Origin of the sequence: Pseudorhodobacter sp. (assembly GCF_030452865.1) — a bacterium.
In the GTDB taxonomy this organism is placed as follows: Bacteria; Pseudomonadota; Alphaproteobacteria; order Rhodobacterales; family Rhodobacteraceae; genus Pseudorhodobacter.
Genome location: NZ_JAKDLJ010000578.1, coordinates 1 through 1,639 on the forward strand (window position 1 = coordinate 1; position 1,639 = coordinate 1,639).

The 1,639-nt window shown below is 60.7% G+C and carries 2 protein-coding genes and 1 pseudogene; all 3 read right to left on the reverse strand.

Going from position 1 to position 1,639, the window contains the following annotated elements; translation table 11 throughout:
- Window positions 1-299 (reverse strand): annotated as a pseudogene (locus L0H65_RS19845) (ring-cleaving dioxygenase); the annotation flags it as partial.
- Window positions 277-795, reverse strand: a complete 519-nt coding sequence (locus tag L0H65_RS19605; RefSeq protein WP_367652021.1) for a VOC family protein — start codon at window positions 793-795, stop codon at window positions 277-279. The pseudogene L0H65_RS19845 and the gene L0H65_RS19605, both read right to left, overlap by 23 nt.
- A gap of 1 nt (window position 796) precedes the next feature.
- Window positions 797-1,414: a glutathione S-transferase family protein gene (locus L0H65_RS19610; RefSeq protein ID WP_301460861.1), complete on the reverse strand. Its 618-nt coding sequence runs from the start codon at window positions 1,412-1,414 to the stop codon at window positions 797-799.
- Window positions 1,415-1,639: the final 225 nt, after the last annotated feature.

Sequence of the window (1,639 nt, forward strand, 5' to 3'; positions counted from 1 at the left end):
AATCCTGGACCATAGGTGGCATATTCAAACAATGTTCCGGCGGGCTCGCGGACAAAGAGCGAGAGGAAATACTTGCGGTCATGGACGTTGGTGACATCGGCGGCGTCTTTCAGGGCCAGCCGCGTCATACGCACGGCGTCAGCACCCGGCGCGCGAAACGCAACATGGTCGAGAATTCCCGCCCCCGGAATGCTGGGCACAAAGCCTGACGCATTGCGCAGGTCCACGATGTCAGTGTCAGAATTCAACCGCCGGGTTGCGCCGTCAGAGCTGCTCTCAACATAGCCAAACCGTGCCACATACTCCGCCGTCGTATCGGGACGTTCCGACAGAACGGTGGCGCCATAAAGCCGTGTCGGTGCCATTGGATAGGCCAGCGGTGCGGTGGCGGGGCGTGGCGGGGCGGTCCGCGCCAACCAGCTTGACGATCAGCCTGTCCGGGTCTTTCAGCCGCAAGACCGGCGCGCCGAATTCGCGCACCGGCCCCTCGACCGGCACCCGTGCATCCCTCGCCCGTGTCAGCCAGTCGCCAATGCTGGCAGGCGGCACGGCAAAGGCGATTTCCGCCACCTGCCCATGCCCGACCCGGCCCCGCCCGCCAGCTTCCCAGACCAGAAAGCTGATGAGTGAGCCGGGGGAGCCTGCCGCATCGCCATAAAACAGGTGCAACTGCTCGGCATCCTCAAAGCCACCCGTGCGCTTGACCAATCGCAAGCCCAGAAAACCCGCGTAAAAATCGACGTTGGCCTGCACGCCGGCGGTGATGCCGGTGACATGGTGGATGCCGCTGGTCACATCAGGCCCCCGTCTCAATGGCGAGCACTTTCTGCACCGCAGGATCAACCGCGATCCGATCATGCAGCGCCTGCACATTGGGATAGCCGTCCAGCCCACCCGGCAACAACTTGATCGCCCAGCGGAGCATCGGAAACGCATAGGTATCAATCACCGAGCGATCGCCCAAGACCCAGTCGCGGCCTGTCATATGAGCATCGAGCAGCCCAAGCTGTTTGCGCACCAACGCGTGCCCCGCGGTCACCACCGCCTGTTTCGCAGCCGCATCTGCATCCGTTGTGTAACGATGCGGCGAAAAGATTGGCCAGAACGCGGCGTGCATATCGCTGGTGAAGAATGATGACCAGCGATGCGCTTCGGCCTTGTCGCGCAGGCTGTTGCCACCCGACAAGCCCGCTTCCGGATGTTTCTGCGCCAGATAGTCAAGGATAGCGCCGGCCTGGGTCAGCAGCCAGCCATCGCTTTCGCGCAAGGTCGGCACCGCGCCGGCCGGGTTCACAGCGAGCAATTCCTTTGAACCAAATGCGACCTTCACCGCCTCGTAAGGGGCGCCGATCCATTCCAGAACGATATGCGGGGCAAGCGAACAGGCGCCGGGTGCGTAATACAGGGTTGTCATGGCATTCTCCATTTTTAGAGGCGTTATCCGGTAGATATCGGTTTGCCGCCCCAATTGCCCGAACAATCTTTCGAATGCGACGTTCGCAAATCCAGAACACGTAAGCCCTTTTATATTGCCCACGATCCGCCATGATCGGTTCAATGGGCTTTGTTGCACAAATCCTGTCTGGGATTCATCATGTGAATCCAGGGTGATAGCTTGGGTGGATGAGCAAACCGAACA